This window comes from Roseateles toxinivorans, assembly GCF_004362525.1.
In the GTDB taxonomy this organism is placed as follows: domain Bacteria; phylum Pseudomonadota; class Gammaproteobacteria; order Burkholderiales; family Burkholderiaceae_C; genus Paucibacter; species Paucibacter toxinivorans.
Window position 1 is genome coordinate 237,838 of sequence record NZ_SNXS01000001.1, and the last position, 21,998, is coordinate 259,835.

Sequence of the window (21,998 nt, forward strand, 5' to 3'; positions counted from 1 at the left end):
GAATCTGGTTAACGTTAACGTCAATTAGCTTGGAGTGCTTCGATGAAGGTATTGGTCGCAGTCAAACGGGTCGTCGATTACAACGTCAAGGTGCGCGTCAAGAGTGACGGCACCGGCGTGGACATCGCCAACGTCAAGATGAGCATGAACCCCTTTGACGAGATCGCCGTCGAAGAAGCCGTGCGCCTGAAGGAGAAGGGCGTGGTCACCGAGGTGATCGCCGTGTCCTGCGGCGTCACGCAGTGCCAGGAGACGCTGCGCACCGCCATGGCCATCGGCGCCGACCGCGCCATCCTGGTCGAGACCGATGTCGAACTGCAGCCGCTGGCCGTGGCCAAGCTGCTGAAGGCGCTGGTCGACAAGGAGCAGCCCGGCATGGTGATCGTCGGCAAGCAGGCCATCGACGACGATTGCAACCAGACCGGCCAGATGCTGGCCGCACTGGCCCATCTGCCGCAGGCGACGTTCGCCAGCAAGGTCGAAGTGGCCGACGGCTTTGCCAGCGTCACCCGCGAGGTCGATGGCGGCCTGGAGACCGTCAAGGTCAAGCTGCCCGCCGTGGTCACCACCGACCTGCGCCTGAACGAACCGCGCTATGTGACCCTGCCCAACATCATGAAGGCCAAGAAGAAGCAGCTTGACGTGTTCAAGCCCGCCGATCTGGGCGTGGACGTCACGCCGCGCATCAAGACCCTCAGCGTGACCGAACCGCCCAAGCGCAGCGCCGGCATCAAGGTGCCCGATGTGGCCACGCTGGTTGATAAGTTGAAAAATGTTTCCAAGGTGATCTGACATGACCGCTCTCGTTATTGCCGAACACGACAACAGCTCGATCAAGGGCGCCACGCTGAACACCATCACCGCCGCCGCCCAGTGCGGGGGAGAGGTCCATGTGCTGGTGGCAGGCACCGATGCCGGCGGAGCCGCCGCTGCGGCCTGCAAAATAGCCGGCGTGGCCAAGGTGCTGCATGCCGACGCTGCCCATCTGAACCACGGCCTGGCCGAGAACCTGGCCGCGCAGGTGGTGGCCGTGGCGTCCAGCTACAGCCACATCCTGTTTCCCGCCACCGCCAGCGGCAAGAACATCGCGCCGCGCGTGGCCGCGCTGATGGACATGGCCCAGTTGTCCGACGTCACCAAGGTGATCAGCCCCGACACCTTCGAGCGTCCGATCTACGCCGGCAACGCGATCGCCCATGTGCAGAGCGGCGACGCCACCAAGGTGCTGACCGTGCGCACGACCGGCTTCGACCCGGCCGCCGCCACCGGTGGCGCCGCCGCCGTGGAAACGGTCGCTGCCGTGGCCGACAGCGGCCTGAGCGCCTTCGTCGGCAGCGAGATCGCCAAGAGCGACCGCCCCGAGCTGACCGCCGCCAAGATCATCGTCTCCGGTGGCCGGGCCCTGGGCTCCAATGACAAGTTCATGGAAGTGCTGACGCCGTTGGCCGACAAGCTGGGTGCCGCCCTTGGCGCCAGCCGCGCTGCGGTGGACGCCGGCTATGCGCCGAACGATTGGCAGGTCGGCCAGACCGGCAAGATCGTGGCGCCCAACCTGTACATCGCCTGCGGCATCAGCGGCGCGATCCAGCACCTGGCCGGCATGAAGGACAGCAAGGTCATCGTGGCCATCAACAAGGACCCGGAAGCGCCGATCTTCAGCGTCGCCGACTATGCCTTGGAAGCCGACCTGTTCGTGGCTGTTCCTGAGTTGATCAAGGCGCTCTGAGCCCTTGCTTGAGAAGTAAATGAAGGCAGGGCGCCCGACCCAAGTCGAGGCGCCCTTTGTTTTGTTGGGGACGGAGCTTGTGGCCAAGCCACAAGGTCCATCCCGCAATGACCGAAGATTCTGGAGACAACAATGACCTATCGCGCCCCCATCAAGGACATGCTGTTCGGCATGAAGGAACTGGCCAGCCTGGCCAGCCTGCAGAGCATTCCGGCCTTTGCCGATTTCGATCTGGACACCGCCCAGGCCGTGTTGGAGGAATGCGCGAAGCTCAATGAGAACGTGATCGCGCCGCTGAATGTGGCCGGCGACCGCAACCCGTCGAGCTGGAAAGACGGCGTCGTCACCACCACGCCGGGTTTCAAGGACGCCTTCCGTCAGTTTGCCGAAGGCGGCTGGCAGGGCCTGCAGCACCCGGCCGACTTCGGTGGCCAGGGCCTGCCCAAGACGATAGGCGCGGCCTGCGTCGAGATGCTCAACAGCGCCAATCTCAGCTTTGCGCTGTGTCCGCTGCTGACCGATGGCGCGATCGAGGCGTTGCTGACCGCCGGCACGCCCGAGCAGCAGCAGACCTACTTGCCGAAGATGATCGATGGCACCTGGACTGGCACGATGAACCTGACCGAGCCCCAGGCGGGTTCAGACCTGGCCCTGGTGCGCACCCGCGCCGAGCCGCTGCCCGACGGCAGCTACAAGATCTTCGGCACCAAGATCTTCATCACCTATGGCGAGCACGATATGGCCGAGAACATCGTCCATCTGGTGCTGGCCCGTGTGGTCGGAGCGCCCGAAGGCGTGAAGGGCATCAGCCTGTTCCTGGTGCCGAAGTTCATGGTCAATGCCGACGGGTCTCTTGGCGCGCGCAATGACGCCCACTGCGTCAGCATCGAACACAAGATGGGCATCAAGGCCAGCCCGACGGCGGTGCTGCAGTTTGGCGACCACGGTGGCGCCATCGGCTACCTGATCGGCCAGGAGAACCGCGGCCTCGAGTACATGTTCATCATGATGAACGCCGCCCGCTATGCCGTCGGTGTGCAGGGCATCGCGGTGGCCGAGCGGGCCTATCAGAAGGCGGCCTCGTATGCGCGCGACCGCGTGCAGTCACGCCCGGTCGATGGCTCGCTGCCGGGCAGCGCGGCCATCATCCACCACCCCGATGTGCGCCGCATGCTGATGACGATGCGTGCGCTGACCGAGGGCTGTCGCGCCATGGCCCTGGTGGCCGCCTCGGCCTACGACGCCGCGCACCAGCACCCCGATGCCGAGGTGCGCAAGCAGAACCAGGCCTTCTATGAATTCCTCGTGCCGCTCGTCAAGGGCTACAGCACGGAGATGAGCCTGGAGGTCACCGACCTGGGCGTGCAGGTGCATGGCGGCATGGGCTTCATCGAGGAGACCGGCGCGGCCCAGTACTACCGCGACGCCAAGATCCTGACGATCTACGAGGGCACGACGGCGATCCAGGCCAATGACCTGGTGGGCCGCAAGACCGCCCGCGACGGCGGCCAGACGGCCAAGGCGATCGCCGCGCAGATTGCTGCGACGGAAGCCGAACTGGCCAAGCGTGACAGCGCCGCCAGCAAGGCGATGCTGAAGCGCCTGAGCGCCGCACGCCTGGCGCTGATTGACGTGATCGAGTTCGTCGCTGGCCAGAGCAAGGCCAATCCGAACGCGGTGTTCGCCGGCTCGGTGCCCTATCTGATGTTGGCGGGCAATGTGGTGGCCGGCTGGCAGATGGCGCGCGCGCTGATCGTTGCCGAAGACCAACTGGCTGCCGGCGTCGATGCGCCGTTCATGGCGGCCAAGATTGCCACCGCGCGCTTCTATGCCGAGCACATCCTGGCCCGCGCCGGTGGCCTGCGCGACAGCATCGTCGAGGGCGCCGACAGCGTCACCGCGATGTCGCTCGACGCCTTCTGAATTCATGATCGGAGAAACGCCTGTGTCCCTGCCTCCCGTTCTGCAAAACCTGCCCCTGCCCATCATCGGTTCGCCGCTGTTCATCATCAGCAATCCCAAGCTGGTGATTGCCCAGTGCAAGGCCGGCGTCGTCGGCTCGATGCCCGCGCTCAATGCCCGCCCGGCCGAGCTGCTGGATGAGTGGCTCAACGAGATCACCACCGAGCTGGCGGCCTATAACAAGGCCCATCCGGACAAGCCGGCGGCGCCGTTTGCGATCAACCAGATCGTGCACAAGAGCAATGACCGGCTGGAGCACGACATGGCCCTGTGCGCCAAGTACAAGGTGCCCATCATCATCACCTCGCTGGGTGCGCGCGACGATGTCAACCAGGCCGTCCACGCCTGGGGCGGCGTGGTGCTGCACGACATCATCAACAACAAGTTCGCGAAGAAGGCGATCGAGAAGGGCGCCGACGGCCTGATCGCCGTGGCGGCCGGTGCCGGTGGCCATGCGGGGGTGAAGAGCCCTTTCGCGTTGATCCAGGAAATCCGCGAGTGGTTCGACGGCCCGATCGCCTTGTCCGGTGCTATCGCCAGCGGTGACGCGGTGCTGGCCGCACAGGCCATGGGTGCCGATTTCGCCTACATCGGCTCGGCCTTCATCGCCACCGAGGAGGCCCGCGCCTCCGACGACTACAAGCAGATGATTGTCGGCAGCAACAGCGACGACATCGTCTACAGCAGCCTGTTCACCGGTGTGCACGGCAACTACCTGAAGGGCTCCATTGTCAAGGCCGGCATGGACCCGGACAAGCTGCCCGAGGGCGATGTCAGCACCATGGACTTCGGCGGCGCCGGCGCCAAGAAGGCCTGGAAGGACATCTGGGGCAGCGGCCAGGGCATTGGCGCGGTGCGTGAGGTGGTGCCGGCGGCGGCGCTGATAGCACGCTTGAAGAGCGAGTATCTGGCCGCGCGGGCGCGTTTGCAGCTGGCTTGAATTCGTAGCCCGGATGCAATCCGGGTTCGTCTGTCGTGGTTCCCGGATTTCATCCGGGCTACGAAAAGCGCTATTGCCCGAGCTTCGCCGCCGCCTTGATCATGTCCGCAGCCTTCTCGGCGATCATGATGGTCGGCGCGTTCGTGTTGCCGCTGACCAGTCTGGGCATGATGGACGCATCGACCACGCGCAGGCCCTGCATGCCATGCACGCGCAATTGCGGGTCCACCACGTCGGTGTCACCGGTGCCCATGCGGCAGCTGCCGACCGGGTGGTACTCGGTGTCGGCGAAGTTGCGCACGAACTGCTCGATCTCGGCGTCGGTCTGTGCCGAGGCCGAGGCTGCCGTTTCACGGCCGCCGTAGCCGGCCAGCGCGGGCTGGGCGAGCAGGGCGCGCACGCGCTTGAAGCCGCGCACCATATCGTCCACATCCTCGCGCTCGCCGAGGAAGTTGGGGTCGATCAGCGGTGCGGCCAATGGGTCGGCGCTGGCCAGTTTCAGGCTGCCGCGGCTCTTGGGCCGCAACAGGCAGACATGGCAGGAATAGCCATGGCCCAGCACCGTCTTGCGGCCGTGGTCCACCAGCTTGGCGACGACGAAATGCAGCTGCAGATCCGGCCGGTCCAGCTCGGGGCTGCTCTTGATGAAGCCGCCGGCCTCGGCGAAATTGGTCGTGAACATGCCGCGGCGCTGATTGCGCCACTCGAAGATGCCCTTGATCGAACGCCAGGCACCGGGCAGCGAGATGCCGAACAGGTCTTTCAACTGCGGTGCATCGACCACCTCGACGACATTGATGTGGTCGTGCAGGTTCGCGCCGACGCCGGCCAGCTCATGCAGGACGGCAATGCCGTGCTGCTGCAGCTGCGCGCCCGCGCCTATGCCCGACAACATCAGCAACTGGGGTGACTGCAAGGCGCCGGCGCTGAGCAGCACCTCGCGGCTGGCCTTGATCCGCTTGAGCTCGCCGCCCTGGCGGTACTCGACGCCAACGGCGCGTTTGCCCTCCAGCAGCACCCGGGTCGTGTGCGCCTCGGTGATCACGCTCAGGTTGGGCCGGCTCAGGTTCGGCGTCAGATAGGCCTTGGCGGCACTGAAGCGCTCGCCGGCCTTTTGCGTGACCTGGTAGATGCCCACGCCCTCCTGGGTCGCTCCATTGAAGTCGGTGCTCAGCGGATAGCCGGCCTGCACGCCGGCCTTGACGAAGTCGGGGCTGTAGCGGTTCGGGCTGGTCGGGTCCATCACGTTCAGCGGGCCGCCGCTGCCGTGAAAGGCGTCGGCGCCGCGCTCGTTGTTCTCGGCGCGGCGGAAGTAGGGCAGCACCTCCTCATAGCCCCAGCCGGGGTTGCCCTGCGCGGCCCATTCATCGTAGTCCTCGCGCTGGCCACGGATATAGACCATGGCATTGACCGAGCTCGAGCCGCCCAGCGTCTTGCCCCGCGGCTGGTAACCGCGACGGCCGTTCAGCCCGGGCTGGGGCACGGTCTCGAAACCCCAGTTGTTGAAGCCGGTCTGTCCCATCAGCGCAAAGCCGGCCGGGCAGTGGATCAGCACGCTGGTGTCGCGCTTGCCGGCCTCCAGCAGGCACACCTTGACGTTGGGGTCTTCGCTCAGGCGGGCCGCCAGCACGCAACCAGCCGAGCCGCCACCCACGATGATGTAGTCGAACAATGCAGTCTCCTGTAATGAGCGCAGCCAGGCGCCTAGTTTGGAGCCACCTTAGTCGCTGCGTGGGCGATCTGCATCAAGGGAAGCCCTGTGAGCTTCTAGACCGGCGGCTCTAGCGGGCGCACCGGACACAAGCGAAAAGGCCGCCCGAAGGCGGCCTGGGTAGAGTGCTTGAGGCCTCTTACTTGATCGAGGTCATGCGCGCCTCGGGACGATCGTCCGAGCGGTGCGTCGTCTCGACATTGACCTTCATCGCCCAGGGGCGCATCTGATGGTGCAACGGCACGAACATATGCTCGTCGCGCACCCGCAGCAACGCTTCGCGGATCATGGCGCTGCGCTTGGCCACATCGATTTCGGAGGCCATGCCGTCCACCAACTGGTCCACGCGGGCATCGCTGACCTTGGAGTAGTTGAAGTTGCCGTCGGCGCCCGTGGTCTTGGTGCGGGCCAGCGACTGCAGCATGTACTGCGCGTCATAGGTGGCCACGCCCCAGCCCAGCATGTAAAGCGAGGTGTCGAACTTCTGGAACACCAGGCTGTGCTGAGCCATGGGCAGGGCCACCAGCTTGATCTTGATGCCGATCTTGGCCCACATGGCCGAGACGGCCTGGCAGACTTCCTCGTCGTTCACATAGCGGTTGTTGGGGCAGTTCATCTGCACCTCGAAGCCATCGCCATAGCCGGCATCCGCCATCAGCTTCTTGGCCTTCTCGGGGTCGGCCTTCATCGGGGTGTCGATGTCGGGCGTGTTGCCGTTGACGCCCGGGGCGACCATCAGGGCCGCCGGGATCGACAGACCGCGCATGATGGTGCGCTTGATCGCCTCGCGATCGACGGCCAGGTTCATGGCCTCGCGAACGCGCTTGTCCTTGAACGGGTTCTTGCCCTTGACGCTGGAGTTCTTCAGCTCGTCGCTGCCCATGTCCATGGCCAGGAAGATGGTGCGCACCTCGGGGCCCTCGACGACCTTCAGCTTGGGGTCGGCCTTGAGCTTGGCCACGTCCTGCGTGGGCAGGTCGGTCAGCAGGTCCACGTCACCGGACAGCAGGGCGGCCACGCGGGTCGGGTCCGACTTGATCGGGGTGTAAAGCACTTCCGTAACGTTGGTGGCGTTCTTGTTGTCCCACCAGTCCTTGTTCTGCACCATGGTCACGCGTTGGTCGGGCTGCCAGCCGGTGATCCGGTAGGGGCCCGTGCCATTGACGTTGCGCGAGGCGTAGTTCTCTTCCTTGGCCTTGTAGTCCTGGGTGTTGGTGGTCTTGTTCTTCTCTGCCCAGACCTTGCTCATCATGCGGAAGTCGATGATGTTGCGTAGCAGGATGGGGTTCGGTGCCGACAGGATCACGTCGACGGTGTAGTCATCGATCTTCTTGATTTCGGAGATGCCGGTCACATAGATCTGCATCGTGCCCTGGGGCTGCTTGATGCGGCCGAAGGTGAAGATCACGTCATCGGCGGTGAAGGGCGAGCCGTCGTGGAATTTGACCCCCTTGCGCAGTTCGAAGCGCACCTGCGTCGGTGTGATGAAGGTCCACTTGGTGGCCAGTGCGGGCTCGACCTTGTAGTCCTTGCCATAGCGGGTCAGACCTTCGTAGGAATGCATCAGGATGGCATTCGTCGTGGCATGGTTCTGCGAATGCGGATCCAGGGTCAGGATGTCGTTCTGGGCGGCCCAGCGCAGGGGCACGGCCTGGGCGCTTGTGGCCAGCAGGCTCAGGCCCAGGGTGGCGCTGACGGCGGCGCTCAGCGCGGCGATTCTGATCTTGTGGTTCATATCGGGTCACTCCACTGGTAGGGTAAGGAATCGAACATCGTAACTTCACAATTCACGGCCGACGCTACGGGCTTGCCCGGAGCCCGAAGCTTCAGTCGCCCGGGGTGGGCGGTAGCTGGATTTGCAGCGCGGCGTCACAGCCCTTGCCGGCGGAAATCAGCCGCCGCGCCCAGCGCGCCGCTAGCGGCTGTAGCAGCGGCGCGAGCCATGGCAGGAACCGTTGCGGCGCGATGACCATGCCGCACAGATAGCGAGCCTGCTCATCCGACCACAGCAGGGCGCTGCAGGCGCTGCGCCGGCGCTGGCTCACCACCATGCCCACGGGACAGGGCTCCAGCAGGCAGCACACGCCGCAGCCATTGCAGGGCGCGCCCAGCTCGGGCTTGGGCGGCGCTTCGGTCCGGATGTGAATGATTCGATGTTCGACCATAAAAAACCACACCGCCGTGTGGCTATTGGTGCAAGATGCGGGCGCTACGTAGTCCGGGAAAACAGCAATAGTGCTACAGTCCGACCCACTTTAGATCCTTCCCGTCCCCTTTGCTGGCTTGCAGCTTAGGCGGGTCGCAATCCGCCAATCGGTCTAGCCGTGTCGCGGAAGGTTTTTCAACCAGCCAAATCCCTGGAAGCCGGGGTAAGAGGTGAGCGAAATGATGCAGCAATACAGGTCGAACTCGTACCTGTTCGGGGGCAATGCCCCTTATGTCGAGGAAATGTACGAGGCCTACCTCGACAACCCCGGCTCCGTGCCCGACAACTGGCGCGCCTACTTCGACGCGCTGCAGCATGTGCCGGCCGCCGATGGCACCGATTCCCGCGATGTGGCCCATGCGCCGGTGGTTGAGTCGTTTGCCCAGCGTGCCAAGGCCAATGCCTTCGGCAACAAGGCCTCCGGCGCCGATCTGGCCATCGCACGCAAGCAGGTTCACGTCCAGTCGCTGATCGCCGCCTACCGCTTCCTGGGCTCGCGCTGGGCCGATCTGGATCCGCTCAAGCGCACCGAGCGCCCGAAGATTCCCGAGCTGGAGCCGGCGTTCTATGACCTGAGCGAGTCCGATATGGACATCCCGTTCAGCGCCAGCAACACCTATTTCTCCAAGGCCGAGAACATGAGCCTGCGCGAAATCGTGCAGGCCCTGCGTGAGACCTATTGCGGCTCGATCGGCGCCGAATACATGCATTGCACCGACCCCGGCGAAAAGCGCTGGTGGCAGGAAAAGCTGGAGGCCTCGCGCTCCAAGCCGGCCTTCACGGCCGAGAAGAAGAAGCACATCCTCGACCGCCTGACCGCGGCCGAAGGCCTGGAGCGCTATCTGCACACCAAGTACGTGGGCCAGAAGCGCTTCTCGCTGGAGGGCGGTGACAGCTTCATCGCCTCGATGGACGAACTGATCCAGAGCGCCGGCGAGAAGGGCGTGCAGGAGATCGTCATCGGCATGGCCCACCGCGGCCGTCTCAATGTGCTGGTCAATACGCTGGGCAAGATGCCCAAGGACCTGTTCGCCGAGTTCGACCACACGGCCAAGGAAGACCTGCCATCGGGCGACGTCAAATACCACCAGGGCTTCTCCAGCGACGTGACCACGCCCGGCGGCCCGGTCCACCTGAGCCTGTCGTTCAACCCCTCGCACCTGGAGATCGTCAACCCGGTGGTCGAAGGTTCGGTCAAGGCCCGCATGGACCGCCGCGGCGATGCCGTCGGTGCCCAGGTGCTGCCGGTGCTGGTGCACGGTGATGCGGCCTTCGCCGGCCAGGGCGTGGTGATGGAAACGCTGGCGCTGGCCCAGACCCGCGGCTACTACACCGGCGGCACGGTGCACATCGTCATCAACAACCAGATCGGCTTCACCACCAGCGACCCGCGCGACAGCCGCTCGACGCTGTATTGCACCGACGTGGTCAAGATGATCGAAGCGCCGGTGCTGCACGTCAATGGCGACGACCCCGAAGCCGTCGTGCTGTGCACGCAGTGGGCGATGGAGTACCGCCAGCAGTTCAAGAAAGACGTGGTGCTGGACATCATCTGTTTCCGCAAGCTGGGCCACAACGAGCAGGACACCCCCTCGCTGACCCAACCGCTGATGTACAAGAAGATCGGCCAGCACCCCGGCACGCGCAAGCTCTACGGTGACAAGCTGGTGGCCCAGGGCACCTTGCCCGCCGATGGCCCGGACGCGATGTTCAAGGCCTATCGCGCGGCGATGGACGAGGGCCGCCACACGGTGGACCCGGTGCTGACCAACTTCAAGGGCAAGTACGCCGTCGACTGGTCGCCGTTCCTGAACAAGAAGTGGACCGACTCGGCCGACACCGCACTGCCGGTGGGCGAGTTCAAGCGTCTGGCCGAGCGCATCACCACCATCCCCAGCAACTTCAAGGTCCATCCGCTGGTCGAGAAGGTGATTGCCGACCGCGCGGCCATGGGCCGTGGCGAGGTCAATGTGGACTGGGGCATGGGCGAGCACATGGCCTTTGCCTCGCTGGTGGCCTCAGGCTATCCGGTGCGCCTGTCCGGTGAGGACTGCGGCCGCGGCACCTTCGTGCACCGCCATGCCGTGCTGCACGACCAGAACCGCGAGAAGTGGGACATCGGCACCTATGTGCCGCTGGAGAACGTGGCCGACAGCCAGGCACCCTTCGTCGTCATCGACTCCATCCTGTCCGAAGAGGCGGTGCTGGGCTTCGAGTACGGCTATGCTTCGGCCGACCCCAACACGCTGGTGATCTGGGAAGCCCAGTTCGGCGACTTCGTCAACGGCGCCCAGGTCGTGATCGACCAGTTCATCGCCTCGGGCGAGGTGAAGTGGGGCCGCGCCAACGGCCTGACGCTGATGCTGCCGCACGGCTATGAAGGCCAGGGCCCCGAGCACAGCTCGGCACGCCTGGAGCGCTTCATGCAGCTGGCCGCCGACAACAATATGCAGGTCGTGCAGCCGACCACGGCCAGCCAGATCTTCCATGTGCTGCGTCGTCAGATGGTGCGCCAGTTCCGCAAGCCGCTGGTCATCATGACGCCCAAGTCGCTGCTGCGTAACAAGGATGCGACCTCGCCGCTGAGCGACTTCACCAAGGGCGAGTTCCGCACCGTCATCACCGAGCAGGATGCCGGCATTGATGCCGCCAAAGTCAAGCGCATCGTCGCCTGCTCGGGCAAGGTGTACTACGACCTGGTGAAGGCCCGTGCCGAGAAGAAGAACACCGACACGGCCATCATCCGCGTCGAGCAGCTCTATCCCTTCCCGCACAAGGCCTTCGCCGCCGAGATCAAGAAGTTCGCTAACGCGACCGACATCGTCTGGTGCCAGGACGAGCCGCAAAACCAGGGCGCCTGGTTCTTCGTGCAGCACTATGTGCACGAGAACATGACCGACGGTCAGCGCCTCGGCTATGCCGGCCGCCCGGCCTCGGCCTCGCCGGCGGTGGGCTATTCGCACCTGCACCAGGAGCAGCAGAAGGCGCTGCTGGATCAGGCCTTCGCGAAGCTCAAGGGGTTCATCCTCACCAAGTGATGTGGCAGCCCGCGCCTGATGGCGCGGGTGGCTGCCGCGCGCTTGCGCGGCCAAAAGATGCAAAGAATCGGAGTCAATTGTTATGGCAATCGTAGAAGTCAAAGTTCCCCAGCTGTCGGAATCCGTGGCCGAGGGCACGCTGCTGACCTGGAAGAAGAAGCCCGGCGAAGCCGTGGCCATCGATGAAATCCTGGTCGAGATCGAAACCGACAAGGTGGTACTCGAAGTGCCCGCGCCCAGCGCCGGTGTGATGGCACAGCTGGTCAAGAACGACGGTGAGTCCGTGGTCAGTGAAGAGGTCATCGCCCGCATCGACTCCGAGGGCGCGACCCAGGTCAGTCCGCTGGAAGTCAAGGCCGTGGCCGATGTGCCGGCTGCACCCGCCGCCGCAGCAGCGCCTGCCTCCACCAGCAAGAGCGATGTGGCCATGCCCGCCGCCGCCAAGCTGCTGGCCGACAACCAGCTGGGCGTGGCCGATGTGGCCGGCACCGGCAAGGATGGTCGCGTCACCAAGGGTGATGTGCTCGCCGCAGTGGCTGGTGGCGCTGCCGCTGCCAAGGCCGCCGTGCCGGCCCCGGTGGCCGTGCCAGTTGCTGCCAAGGCCGCATTGCCTGCCGTGGCCGCACCGGTGCAGCAGAAGCTGGGTGACCGCCCCGAGCAGCGCGTGCCGATGAGCCGCCTGCGTGCCCGCATCGCCGAGCGCCTGCTGCAATCGCAGGCCAGCAACGCCATCCTGACCACCTTCAACGAGGTGAACATGGCGCCGCTGATGGAGATGCGCAAGCGCTTCCAGGACAAGTTCGAGAAGGAGCATGGTGTCAAGTTGGGCTTCATGAGCTTCTTCGTCAAGGCGGCCGTGGCGGCGCTGAAGAAGTACCCGGTGCTGAACGCCTCGGTGGACGGCAATGACATCGTCTACCACGGCTACTTCGACATCGGCATCGCCGTAGGCTCGCCGCGCGGCCTGGTCGTGCCGGTGATTCGCAATGCCGACCAACTGAGCTTTGCCGACATCGAGAAGACGATTGCCCAGTTCGGCCAGAAGGCCAAGGAAGGCAAGCTGTCCATCGACGAGCTGACCGGTGGCACCTTCTCGATCAGCAACGGCGGCACCTTTGGTTCGATGCTGTCCACGCCCATCATCAACCCGCCGCAGTCGGCCATCCTGGGCGTGCATGCGACCAAGGACCGCGCCGTGGTCGAGAACGGCCAGGTCGTCGTGCGCCCGATCAACTATCTGGCCATGTCCTACGACCACCGCATCATCGACGGCCGCGAAGCCGTGCTGGGTCTGGTGGCGATGAAGGATGCGCTGGAAGATCCGTCGCGCCTGTTGTTTGACATCTAACCGAGACAGCACCATGTCCATCGCCGAAGAAATTCACCGCCTTGACGAACTCCGCGCTCGCGGCGTGCTCAGCGAGGCGGAGTTTCAGCAAGCCAAGGCGCGCCTCCTCAGCGGCGCGACGCCAGCCGGCGGTGGCACCGGTGCACCTGCGGTCGAGGTGCTGAACCGTTTCCGGCGCAGCCGCAGTGACAGCTGGATCGGCGGCGTCTGTGGCGGCCTGGCGCTGATCACCGGGCTCGAATCCTGGATCTGGCGGCTGATCTTTGCCGTGATGTTCCTGTTCGGCGGCGCCGGTGCACTGCTCTACATCCTGCTGTGGGTGTTCGTGCCTTCGGATTGAGTCCCGGCAACGCCTGACCCCAGCAACCAACAAGACCTCAATACCATCATGTCCAAGCAATTCGACGTACTCGTCATCGGCGGCGGCCCCGGCGGCTATATCGCTGCCATCCGCGCGGCCCAGCTCGGCTTCAACACCGCCTGCATCGACGAGTGGAAGACGGCAGCCGGCGGCCCGGCACCGGGCGGCACCTGCACCAATGTCGGCTGCATTCCGTCCAAGGCGCTGCTGCAGTCCAGCGAGCATTTCGAGCATGCCGGCCATCACTTCGCCGACCATGGCATCAATCTGTCGAACCTGAGCATCGACGTTGCCAAGATGCTGGCCCGCAAGGACCAGGTCGTGAAGCAGAACAACGACGGCATCCTCTATCTGTTCAAGAAGAACAAGGTCAGCTTCTTCCATGGCCGCGGCAGCTTTGCGGCGGCCAAGGACGGCCTGTACGAGGTCAAGGTCGGCGAGGAAAGCCTGCTGGCCAAGCATGTGATCGTCGCCACCGGCTCGAACGCCCGTGCACTGCCCGGCGCGGCCTTCGACGAAGAGAACATCCTGTCCAATGACGGCGCGCTGCGCATTGGCGGCGTGCCCAAGAAGCTGGGCGTGATCGGCTCCGGCGTGATCGGCCTGGAGATGGGTTCGGTCTGGCGCCGTCTGGGCGCCGAGGTTACCGTGCTGGAAGCCATGCCGGCCTTCCTGAGCGCCGTCGATGAAGGCGTGGCCAAGGAAGCAGCCAAGCTGTTCAAGAAGCAAGGCCTGAAGATCGAGCTGGGCGTGAAGATATCCGAGGTCAAGTCGGACAAGGGTGGCGTGACGGTGTCCTACGCCGATGCCAAGGGCGCTGCGCAGACGCTGGCCGTCGACAAGCTGATTGTGTCGATCGGCCGCGTCGCCAACACCATCGGTCTGAACGGCGAGGCCGTTGGGCTCAAGCTCGACGAGCGCGGCGCCATCGTGGTCGATGACGAGTGCAAGACCAATCTGCCCAATGTCTGGGCAGTCGGTGACGTGGTGCGCGGCCCGATGCTGGCGCACAAGGCCGAGGAAGAGGGCGTGGCCGTGGCCGAGCGCATTGCCGGCCAGCATGGCCATGTCAACTTCAACACCATTCCCTGGGTCATTTACACCAGCCCCGAGATTGCCTGGGTCGGCAAGACCGAGCAGCAGCTGAAGGCCGAGGGAGTGGCCTACAAAGCCGGCCAGTTCCCCTTCATGGCCAACGGTCGTGCCCGCGCACTGGGCGACACCAACGGCTTCGTCAAGATGCTGGCCGATGCCAAGACTGACGAGATCCTGGGCGTGCACATCATCGGCCCCTTCGCCTCGGAGCTGATCGCCGAGGCGGTGGTGGCGATGGAGTTCAAGGCCAGTGCCGAGGACATTGCCCGCATCTGCCACGCCCACCCGTCCTTGAGCGAGTCGACCAAAGAAGCCGCGCTGGCGGTGGACAAGCGCACGCTGAACTTCTGATGGATTGAGTAGCCCGGATGACGGCGTACAGCGCCGGAATCCGGGGCTTGTGTCCGCGGCAATCCCCGGATTCCGCTGCGCTTCATCCGGGCTACGAGCGGCTCCTGCATGACCTCAGTCACCGATCTCTACCAGCAACTCCTTGTCGAACGCGGCTACAAGTCCGACCCGGCCCAGCTGCGCGCCGTGGCGGCCCTGCAACGCTGCCAGGACGAATGGGCCGACTACAAGGCCCGGCGCGGCAATGCCATCACCAAGCTGCTGATGCGCCCGCCGATACCGCGGGGCGTCTATATGTACGGCGGGGTTGGGCGGGGCAAGAGCTTTCTGATGGATTGCTTCTTCAATGCCGTGCCCTTGACACGCAAGACCCGGCTGCACTTCCACGAGTTCATGCGCGAGGTGCACCGCGAGTTGCAGGAGTTGAAGGGCACAGCCGATCCGCTGGACGAGCTGGGCCGGCGCATCGCGCGGCGCTACCGGCTGATCTGCTTCGACGAGTTCCATGTTGCCGATGTCACCGACGCGATGATCCTGCACCGGCTGCTGGATGCGCTGTTCGCCAACCGCGTCAGCATTGTCACCACCTCCAACTTCAAGCCCGACGAGCTCTACCCGAACGGACTGCACCGCGACCGCATCCTGCCCGCGATAGCGCTGTTGAAGGACAAGCTGGAGGTCATCAATGTCGATGCAGGTGTGGACTACCGCCAGCGCACGCTGGAGCATCTGCAGCTGTACCACACGCCGCTGAACGAGCAGGCCGAGGTGGCGCTGAGCCAGGCCTTCGATGAACTGGCCGAGGCCAAGGACGAGGACCCGGTGCTGCATATCGAACACCGCGCGCTGCGCTCGCGGCGCCGTGCTGGCGGCGTGGTCTGGTTCGACTTCAAGACCCTGTGCGGCGGGCCGCGCTCGCAGAATGACTATCTTGAACTGGCGACGCAGTTCCACACGGTGATACTGTCGGGCGTGCCCGAGATGTCGCCACGCCTGGCCAGCGAGGCGCGGCGCTTCACCTGGCTGGTCGATGTGTTGTACGACCGTCGCGTCAAGCTGATCTTGTCGGCCGAAGTGGCGGCCGAGCAGCTCTATACCGAGGGGCCGCTGGCGCATGAGTTTCCGCGCACCGTCTCGCGGCTGCAGGAGATGCAGTCGGCCGAGTATCTGGCGCTGGAGCGCCGCGACGTGGATACTTCGCTGACATGAAAACACCGACCCTGTTGCTGGTGGCCCTGATCAGCCTGCAAGCGCAGGCGGCCGGCGAACGCGAGCAATTGCGCGCACAGCGTCAGCAGATCGAGACCGCGTTCACCGCTGCCATGCGTGACTGCTCGGCCAAGTTCCAGATCACCGACTGCGAGCTGGCGGCCAAGGCCCAGCGCCGCACCGCGTTGCAGCCGGTGCTGCAGCAGGAGCAGGCGCTGGATCTGGCCGAGCGACAGCAGCGGGCCCAGGCCCAGCGCGATCGCGTCGCCGCCAAGCAGCAGGCCAAGGCGCAGGAGGCGCGGGAGCTGGCGGCCAGGGCGGCCTCGGCGCCGGTCGCTGCCGCCAGTCGCCCGCTCCAGGCCGAGCCATCCAAGGCCGTCGCCAGCGCCGCACTCACATCGCGCCAGGATGCGGCCGCCGCCCGTGCCTTGGCAGCCAGTGAGGCGGAACAGGCCAGGCAGGCAAGCCTGCGCCGCATCAAGGCGGCTCAGGCCCATGAGAAAGAGGTGCTGGCACGCGAGGCGGCCAGGACCAAGCGTGCGGCGTCGCTGCCGTTGCCGGCCAGTGCGGTGCGGCGCTGACGGGCGATCAGGCCAAGGTTTCGACCTTCACCACCGCCATCGACAGATTGTCGCCGCCGCCGCGGGCGCGGCTGCGCGCCTTGTTGATCAGCATCTCGACTGCATCGCGCGGTGGCAGCGCATGCAGCACCTCGCCCAACTCCTTGGGGGTGAAGTAGTGCCACAGGCCATCGCTGCAGGCCATCACCGTGTCACCGACTTCCAGCCGGCTGATCAGATGCTCGGAGATCGGCGGGTCCTGCAGGGTGCCCAGGCAGCCCGTGAGCAGATTCGACTGCGGGTGCGTGGCCGCTTCCTGCTCGTTGATCTGGCCCTCGTCGATCAGACGCTGCACAAAGGAATGGTCCAAGGTGCGGCTGATCATCTCGGCCTGGCGGAAGTGGTACAGGCGGGAGTCACCAGCGTGAACCAGATGGCAGCGCCGATCCGGCCCGACCAGGAAGGCCGCCAAGGTGCTGTGCGGCTCCTCTTCCGAGGTGATGGCCGTCAGCTTGATCATCAGGTGCGCCTCACCGACCAACTGGCGCAAGAGCTCGGCGGGGTCTTCCTCGCCTGGCACAAAGCGCTCGAACAGCTGTTTGGCGGTCAGAATCACCTGGTCCGAGGCCTTGCGCCCGCCGCTCTTGCCCCCCATTCCATCGGCCAGCACGGCCAAGGCACAGCCGGGCACACGCGGATGCGCGATGATCTCCACTTGGTCTTGCTGGTATTGGCGGTCGCCCCGGTGCAGACCGGTGGCGGCATTCAGGCGGTACCCTGGGGGCGGTCGAATCATGTCGAAAACTATAATCGCTTTATCTACCGGTCTCTGACTGGTCCCCCTGAATGGATGAAAACCTTCACTCGCCGCAGCGCCACCTGATCGAACTGCGCATCGAGCATGCGGATCTGAACGCGATGGTCGACCGCATCTCCAGCGAGTTGCCGATCGACCAGATGGCCCTGCGGCGCCTGAAGAAGCGCCGTTTGCTGCTGCGTGACCTGATCGCCAGGCTGGAGCGCGAGAGCGATCCCCCCGAGCCGGCGTGATGCGCCGGCTCATGCTTGATCTGTCCGGCGTGATGCGCCGGCTCATGCTTGATGCATCCGGCGTGATGCGCAGGCCTTCTAATGATTGGCCCGGCGCTCGGCGCTGCTTTGGGGTCTGTGAGTGAGCGAGCAACACGAGAAGTCCGAGCTTGAGCAACTGGTCGCCGCGGCGTTCGACGTCGGCGGCCCGCTGGCGCGCGCCGATGAGGGCTATGCGCCGCGCGAGCAGCAGATGGCAATGACACTGGCCGTTGCCAAGGCCATCTCCGAGCGCGACACCCTGGTCGTCGAGGCCGGCACCGGCGTCGGCAAGACCTTTGCCTATCTGGTACCGGCCCTGCTGTCGGGCAGTCGCACCCTGATCAGCACCGCCACCAAGAGCCTGCAGGACCAGCTCTTCCTGCGCGACCTGCCGCGCCTGCGCGAGGCACTGCAGATGCCGGTACAGACGGCCCTGCTGAAGGGCCGTGGCAGCTATCTGTGCCTGCACCGGCTGAGCCAGGCCCGCCACACCGAGCAGTTGCCGGACCGCCGCGCAGTGATGGCGCTGGCCCGGGTCGAGCGCTGGGCGCAGGAGACGCAGACCGGCGATCTGGCCGAAATGGACGGGCTGGACGACCGCTCGCCGGTGATTCCCATCGTCACCTCGACCCGCGACAACTGCCTGGGTAGCGATTGCCCTGAGTTCCGCGCCTGCCATGTGGTGAAAGCGCGGCGCGAAGCGATGCTGGCCGATGTGGTGGTCGTCAACCATCACCTGTTCTTTGCCGATATGGCGCTCCGCGACAGTGGCGTGGCCGAGCTGCTGCCCAGTGTCGAGGTGGCAATCTTCGACGAGGCGCATCAGCTGGCCGAGGCCGGCGTTCAGTTCCTGGGCACGATGCTGGGCACAGCCCAGCTGATCGACTTTTCGCGCGACCTGCTGGCGATAGGCCTGAGCCAGGCCCGCGGTCTGCAGGACTGGCAGGCCTTGAGCGCCGGTGTGGAGCGCGCCGCCCGCGAGCTGCGCATGGCCGCCGCCGGGCCGATGCGCGAGGTGCGCGGCATGCTCAAGCTGCGCTGGGAAGATCGCGCCACCGGCGAAGGCTTCCAGCCCGCCGTCGACGCGGTGGCGGCTGCGGCCGAAGCGGCGGTGGCGGCCCTTGCCACCGTCACCGAGATGGCGCCCGACTTCATCCGCCTGCACGAGCGGGCCCAGCAATTCGTCGAGCTGGCCACCGTGTTCTGCGGCAACGCTGCCGATGGTGCTGTGCGCTGGATAGACCTGACCCCCAATACTGCGCGCCTGGTCGAGTCGCCGCTGGACATACGCGTGGCGATGCAGGAGCAGATGGCCGCCGCGCCGAAGGCCTGGGTGTTCACCTCTGCAACCCTGGGCGAGGACGAGCGACTGACTTGGTTCACCGAGCCCGCTGGACTGGACAAGGCCACCGTGCTGCGTGTCGGCAGCCCCTTCGACTATGCCAACCATGCGCGGCTGTACGTGCCTCGGGGTTTTCCAAAGCCCAATGAGCCAAGCCATCCGCTGGCCGTGGCCGAGTTGGCAGCCCGCTGCGCCCGCGCCTTGGGCGGCCGCACCTTTGTGCTGACCACGACCCTGCGCAATCTGCAGACGGTGGGCGAGGCCTTGATCCAGAAATTCGAGGCCGCCGGCGACAACATCGCCGTGCTGATACAGGGCGGCGCGCCCAAGCGCGTGCTGCTGCAGCAGTTCATGGCCCAGCCGCGCTCTGTGCTGGTGGGCTCGCAGAGCTTCTGGGAGGGCATAGACGTGCCCGGAGACGCGCTGCAGTGCGTGCTGATCGACAAGCTGCCGTTCCCGCCGCCGAACGACCCGCTGGTCGAAGCCCGCGTGCGCAAGCTGGAGAACGAAGGTCGCAACGCCTTTGCCGAGTACTTCATCGCCGAGGCGGCGGTGTCACTAAAGCAGGGTGGCGGGCGGCTGATACGCACCGAGTCCGACAAGGGGCTCTTGGTGATCTGCGACCCGCGCATGGCAGGCATGAACTACGGCAAGCGCCTGCGCGCCGCGCTGCCGCCGATGGGGCAGGTGGCCAACGAGGGCGAGGCGATGGATTGGCTGGAGGGGCTGAGTCTGGAGCGAACCTACCAGCCCGGCGCCGATCTGGCCAAGGCCTGGTAGCCCGGAAGGAATCCGGGGCTTGAGCGACACGAACCCTCGGCCCCGGATTGCATCCGGGCTACGGAGGGTTAAAAGCCCGCATGAGCGGGCTTCTTTCCTTGCAGGGTCAGGTCAACACCTCACCACAGCTTCCACCAGGCCTTGCCATCGACAAAGCCTTCGCGCAGATAGGCGCTGTTCGGGAAGCTCTTGCGCAGCACGCGCTCGGCGTCATCGCGCAGCGGCTTCAGGTCCAGCTTCTCGTAGCTCTGCATCATCAGGAACAGGGCCTCTTCGGCCGCCGGTGCGCGCTGGAACTCCTGCACTGCCTGCTGGGCCCGGTTGGCCGCGGCCACATAGGCGCCGCGCTTGTAGTAGTAGCGCGCCACGTGCACTTCATAGGCGGCCAGGGTGTTGAGGATGTAGTCGATGCGCTGCGAGGCGTCCGGCGTGTACTTGGACTGCGGGTACTGGTCCACCAGCTGGCGGAAGGCGAGCAGGGCGTCTCGCGAGGCCTGCTGGTCGCGCTCGGACAGGTCCTGGCGGGCAATGCTGCCGAACAGGCCCAGATCGTCATTGAAGTTGATCACGCCCTTCATGTAGATGGCGTAATCCAGTGCCGGGCTGGACGGGTTCAGCTTGATGAAACGGTCCAGCGTGCTCAGCGCCTGGGCACGTTCGCCGCTCTTGTAGTTGGCCCAGGCCAGCTCCAGGGTGGCCTGCTGGGCCATCAGCGTGCCCGCGGCGCGGCCTTCGATGCGCTCCAGCGTCTTGATCGCGCGGTCGTAGCTGCCGCCTTGTAAGTCGTCCTTGGCATCTGCGTACAATTTGTCCAGACTCGCCTGGGAGTTCGGGTCGTCCTTGGCGGTGCTGCTGCAGCCCGCCAGCGTGACCGCCAGCACCATTGCTGCTGCGAGACCCGTCCTGCCCATCAAGCGCGCCGTTTGGCGCTCCACCCACATCATGACCATGGTCCCTATGGCGGTGCAATGCACCGTCCTGTGCTGAAAACGGAGTCGCGATTATATGGTTCAGCCTGAAGGCACGGACGCAAGCCTGGATGAGGCCGAATTTTCCGAGGACGGCCCCTCCGATGCCCATGAGCAACGCCAGGGCGTGGTGGCCCGCGATTGGCATGCCCAGAGGCTTGACAAGCTCTTGGTGACGATGGCCCCCGAGTTCTCGCGCAGCCATCTGCAGGGGCTGATCGAGCGTGGCCATGTGCAGGTCGATGGTGTGGCCGTGACCACCGCCTCGCGCAAGGTGCTGTCCGGCCAGCGCGTGCTGCTCGAGCTGGTGCCCACCGAGGAGAGCCGCGCCTTCAAGGCCGAGGCGATGGACCTGCACATCGTGTTCGAGGATGCCCATCTGATGGTCGTCAACAAGCCGGCCGGCCTGGTCGTCCATCCGGCGGCCGGCAATTGGTCGGGCACCTTGATGAATGGCGTGCTGGCCCACCATGTGGCGGCGGCCACCCTGGCGCGGGCCGGCATCGTGCACCGGCTGGACAAGGACACCTCGGGCCTGATGGTGGTCGGCAAGACCTTGGAGGCGGTCACCGCGCTGACGCGGATGATTGCCGCCCGCGACGTGCACCGCGAATACCTGGCGATGACCCATGGCCTGGTGCCCAAGACGCTGACGGTGGATGAGCCGATCCGCCGCGACCCGCAGTCCCGCATCCGTATGGCGGCCCTGGCTGGTGGCAAGCCGGCGCGTACCGATATCTATCTGGTCGCCGCCCGCGATGGCATGAGTGCCGTGCGCTGCGTGCTGCACAGCGGCCGCACGCACCAGATCCGCGTCCACCTGTCCTGCAAGGGCTTTCCGCTGCTGGCCGATGCGCTGTATGGCGGCAAGCCGGCACTGGGCCTGACCCGCCAGGCCCTGCATGCCACGCGGCTGAGCTTTGCCCATCCGATCGGCGGCAAGCCAATGGCCTTCGAGGCGCCCCTGCCGGAAGACCTGGCCCCGGCCTGGGCGCAGCTGACGCAGACACCTTGAAACCACAGCAGCATCAAGAAATCGAGCGCGTTCGGCCGGCGGCGCTACAATGCGCCATCGGGCTATGCCTGCAGCTGCTTTCGGTCAATGCCCCAACAGGGCAGTACCAGGGCGCTAGCGCACAGTGCCGACCCGAGCCGCCCGCATGAATGCGGGTGCCGCCCTTCCCCTCAGAGCCCGCCTTAAATCCCCCGCTGACAATCAGCGCGGATCAACGGCCTGCCGCAGAGGGCCAGGTGGTCAGACCCAGAAATACCTGCCGGATGTCGGCGGAGATGTGACAACAGTCCATGAATACACAGGATGCAAAGCGCG

General features: G+C 65.4%; 18 protein-coding genes. 13 read left to right on the forward strand and 5 right to left on the reverse strand.

Annotation, left to right across the window (positions count from 1 at the left end; all coding sequences use genetic code 11):
* The first annotated feature begins 42 nt into the window (after positions 1 to 42).
* The 4 genes from DES47_RS01105 (at position 43) to DES47_RS01120 (ending at position 4,628) form a co-directional block, all read left to right on the forward strand.
* A complete protein-coding gene (locus tag DES47_RS01105; RefSeq protein ID WP_133698823.1) occupies positions 43 to 792 on the forward strand; it encodes an electron transfer flavoprotein subunit beta/FixA family protein in 750 nt (249 codons plus the stop codon).
* A 1-nt stretch (position 793) separates the two neighbouring features.
* Positions 794 to 1,726, forward strand: a complete 933-nt coding sequence (locus tag DES47_RS01110; RefSeq protein ID WP_133698824.1) for an electron transfer flavoprotein subunit alpha/FixB family protein — start codon at positions 794 to 796, stop codon at positions 1,724 to 1,726.
* A 132-nt stretch (positions 1,727 to 1,858) separates the two neighbouring features.
* Positions 1,859 to 3,649 (forward strand): acyl-CoA dehydrogenase, encoded by a 1,791-nt coding sequence (locus tag DES47_RS01115; RefSeq protein WP_133698825.1) that lies wholly within the window; start codon positions 1,859 to 1,861, stop codon positions 3,647 to 3,649.
* Between the two features lie 4 nt (positions 3,650 to 3,653).
* Positions 3,654 to 4,628 (forward strand): NAD(P)H-dependent flavin oxidoreductase, encoded by a 975-nt coding sequence (locus DES47_RS01120; protein WP_133698826.1) that lies wholly within the window; start codon positions 3,654 to 3,656, stop codon positions 4,626 to 4,628.
* Between the two features lie 70 nt (positions 4,629 to 4,698).
* Here DES47_RS01120 and DES47_RS01125 read toward each other — a convergent pair whose 3' ends face one another.
* The 3 genes from DES47_RS01125 to DES47_RS01135 form a co-directional block, all read right to left on the reverse strand.
* A complete protein-coding gene (locus DES47_RS01125; protein WP_133698827.1) occupies positions 4,699 to 6,300 on the reverse strand; it encodes a GMC family oxidoreductase in 1,602 nt (533 codons plus the stop codon).
* Positions 6,301 to 6,478: 178 nt separating this feature from the next.
* Entirely contained in the window at positions 6,479 to 8,074 is a 1,596-nt protein-coding gene (locus tag DES47_RS01130) for an ABC transporter substrate-binding protein (RefSeq protein ID WP_133698828.1), read from the reverse strand.
* Between the two features lie 91 nt (positions 8,075 to 8,165).
* Positions 8,166 to 8,504 carry a hypothetical protein gene (locus DES47_RS01135; protein WP_133698829.1) on the reverse strand — a complete coding sequence of 113 codons (339 nt, stop codon included), beginning with the start codon at positions 8,502 to 8,504 and terminating at the stop codon, positions 8,166 to 8,168.
* A gap of 220 nt (positions 8,505 to 8,724) precedes the next feature.
* On the opposite strand from DES47_RS01135, the gene DES47_RS01140 reads away from it, so the two are divergent.
* The 6 genes from DES47_RS01140 (at position 8,725) to DES47_RS01165 (ending at position 16,528) form a co-directional block, all read left to right on the forward strand.
* Complete coding sequence (locus tag DES47_RS01140; protein WP_133698830.1) at positions 8,725 to 11,583, forward strand: 2-oxoglutarate dehydrogenase E1 component; 2,859 nt, start codon at positions 8,725 to 8,727, stop codon at positions 11,581 to 11,583.
* An 82-nt stretch (positions 11,584 to 11,665) separates the two neighbouring features.
* Complete coding sequence (odhB, locus tag DES47_RS01145) at positions 11,666 to 12,931, forward strand: 2-oxoglutarate dehydrogenase complex dihydrolipoyllysine-residue succinyltransferase (RefSeq protein ID WP_133698831.1); 1,266 nt, start codon at positions 11,666 to 11,668, stop codon at positions 12,929 to 12,931.
* Positions 12,932 to 12,944: 13 nt separating this feature from the next.
* On the forward strand, positions 12,945 to 13,271 hold the full coding sequence (locus DES47_RS01150) for a PspC domain-containing protein (protein WP_133698832.1): 327 nt from the start codon (positions 12,945 to 12,947) through the stop codon (positions 13,269 to 13,271).
* 48 nt (positions 13,272 to 13,319) lie between these two features.
* The gene (lpdA, locus tag DES47_RS01155; RefSeq protein WP_133698833.1) at positions 13,320 to 14,738 is read left to right on the forward strand and encodes a dihydrolipoyl dehydrogenase; all 1,419 of its coding nucleotides are present in this window, start codon (positions 13,320 to 13,322) and stop codon (positions 14,736 to 14,738) included.
* A gap of 108 nt (positions 14,739 to 14,846) precedes the next feature.
* Positions 14,847 to 15,947, forward strand: a complete 1,101-nt coding sequence (gene zapE, locus DES47_RS01160; RefSeq protein WP_133698834.1) for a cell division protein ZapE — start codon at positions 14,847 to 14,849, stop codon at positions 15,945 to 15,947.
* Positions 15,944 to 16,528, forward strand: a complete 585-nt coding sequence (locus DES47_RS01165; protein ID WP_133698835.1) for a hypothetical protein — start codon at positions 15,944 to 15,946, stop codon at positions 16,526 to 16,528. Before zapE ends, DES47_RS01165 begins: the two co-directional genes overlap by 4 nt.
* A gap of 7 nt (positions 16,529 to 16,535) precedes the next feature.
* Here DES47_RS01165 and DES47_RS01170 read toward each other — a convergent pair whose 3' ends face one another.
* On the reverse strand, positions 16,536 to 17,303 hold the full coding sequence (locus tag DES47_RS01170) for a PP2C family protein-serine/threonine phosphatase (protein WP_133698836.1): 768 nt from the start codon (positions 17,301 to 17,303) through the stop codon (positions 16,536 to 16,538).
* 50 nt (positions 17,304 to 17,353) lie between these two features.
* Here DES47_RS01170 and DES47_RS01175 point away from each other — a divergent pair, with 50 nt between their 5' ends.
* Positions 17,354 to 17,557, forward strand: a complete 204-nt coding sequence (locus DES47_RS01175; protein ID WP_133698837.1) for a DUF465 domain-containing protein — start codon at positions 17,354 to 17,356, stop codon at positions 17,555 to 17,557.
* A 121-nt stretch (positions 17,558 to 17,678) separates the two neighbouring features.
* A complete protein-coding gene (gene yoaA, locus DES47_RS01180; protein ID WP_481883772.1) occupies positions 17,679 to 19,700 on the forward strand; it encodes a DNA repair helicase YoaA in 2,022 nt (673 codons plus the stop codon).
* A 119-nt stretch (positions 19,701 to 19,819) separates the two neighbouring features.
* Here the strand turns inward: yoaA and DES47_RS01185 are convergent, their stop codons facing one another.
* Positions 19,820 to 20,611, reverse strand: a complete 792-nt coding sequence (locus DES47_RS01185) for an outer membrane protein assembly factor BamD (protein ID WP_133698838.1) — start codon at positions 20,609 to 20,611, stop codon at positions 19,820 to 19,822.
* A gap of 94 nt (positions 20,612 to 20,705) precedes the next feature.
* On the opposite strand from DES47_RS01185, the gene DES47_RS01190 reads away from it, so the two are divergent.
* Positions 20,706 to 21,683: an RluA family pseudouridine synthase gene (locus DES47_RS01190; protein WP_133698839.1), complete on the forward strand. Its 978-nt coding sequence runs from the start codon at positions 20,706 to 20,708 to the stop codon at positions 21,681 to 21,683.
* Positions 21,684 to 21,998 lie beyond the last annotated feature (315 nt).